This window comes from Nostoc sp. UHCC 0251, assembly GCF_034932245.1.
Classification (GTDB): Bacteria; Cyanobacteriota; Cyanobacteriia; order Cyanobacteriales; family Nostocaceae; genus Nostoc.
The window spans coordinates 1-1,179 of sequence record NZ_JAYGHD010000279.1; the positions used below are offsets into that span (position 1 = coordinate 1).

General features: G+C 45.9%; 2 protein-coding genes. Both read left to right on the forward strand.

The features are described from left to right. The first annotated feature begins 113 nt into the window (after nt 1-113). Nucleotides 114-464, forward strand: coding sequence for a YkgJ family cysteine cluster protein (locus VB740_RS18190; RefSeq protein WP_323201357.1), 351 nt, complete (start codon nt 114-116; stop codon nt 462-464). Between the two features lie 125 nt (nt 465-589). Next, nucleotides 590-1,021, forward strand: coding sequence for a TMEM165/GDT1 family protein (locus tag VB740_RS18195; protein WP_323201358.1), 432 nt, complete (start codon nt 590-592; stop codon nt 1,019-1,021). Nucleotides 1,022-1,179 lie beyond the last annotated feature (158 nt).

The window sequence follows — 1,179 nt, forward strand, 5'->3', positions numbered from 1 at the left end:
AAACTGAAAAACTTACTGCAACTTCTCCTCGGCTCCCCTGCTCCCCTGCTCCCCTTGCTCCCCACTCCCCACTCCCCACTCCCCACTCCCCACTCCCCACTCCCTAATAAAAAATGGCAACTTGGCAATGTGTAAAACAATGTGGAGCCTGCTGTAATCTTGATCCAGCAGAGCGTCCAGATTTGGATGAGTATCTCTCTCCACCAGAATTAGAACTATATCTCAGCATGGTAGGCGAAGGGGGATGGTGCGTTAACTTCGACCATACCACGCGAGAATGCCGCATCTACTCAGATCGTCCTCGTTTCTGCCGCGTGGAATCAGAAGTGTTTCAAGATATGTATGGGGTTGAACCAGAAGAAGTTAACGATTTTGCCATTGACTGCTGTTACCAGCAAATAGAAGGAGTATACGGCGATCGCAGTCTGGAAATACTACGCTTCAATAAAGCTGTTGGGCTGTAAAGAGGATGCAAAGACGCAAAGACACCCGATAATTTTTTATCTCCATTTATGTAGTTGCAATTTATTACAACAATCTGAGAATATGATAGAAATATGAAAGCAACTTAGCAACCAAACTACTGCCTGTGAAACTTGACTCTGCACCTTTGGAGATTTCTGGCATATCTCAAACTGAAATTGAGCTAGAACTGAAAGACAGCAATGATTTAAACTTAATTTCTGTGATCGACCAGCCAGTTCAGCCTGTAGTTGCCGATAGTCCTCAAAAGCAGCAATCAGCGTTAGTAGTTTTTGGTACAACTTTTATAACCATTTTTCTAGCAGAAATTGGAGATAAAACTCAGCTATCCACTCTATTAATGAGTGCAGAATCTCATTCGCCGTGGGTGGTATTTATCGGATCTGCGGCTGCGCTGATAACCACCAGCTTATTAGGTGTGCTTTTAGGTAGTTGGATAGCCACGCGACTCAGCCCAAAAACTGTAGAAAAATCAGCAGGCGTGATGTTGTTGGTAATTTCCCTAATGCTGTTTTGGGATGTATTTATTGGTCATTAGTCATTAGTCATTGGTCATTGGGCATTGGGCATTGGGCATAGGTTATTCTCTTTGTCCCCTTGTCCCCTTGTCCCCTTGTCTTCCCCTGCTCCCCCTGCCTCCCCTGCTCCCTCATCCCCCACTCCCCACTCCCCACTCCCCACTCCCCACTCCCCACT

Bases quoted from the DNA above. Each gene is read 5' to 3' on its own strand.
- VB740_RS18190 (WP_323201357.1), top strand. From the start codon at position 114: ATGGCAACTTGGCAATGTGTAAAACAATGTGGAGCCTGCTGTAATCTT.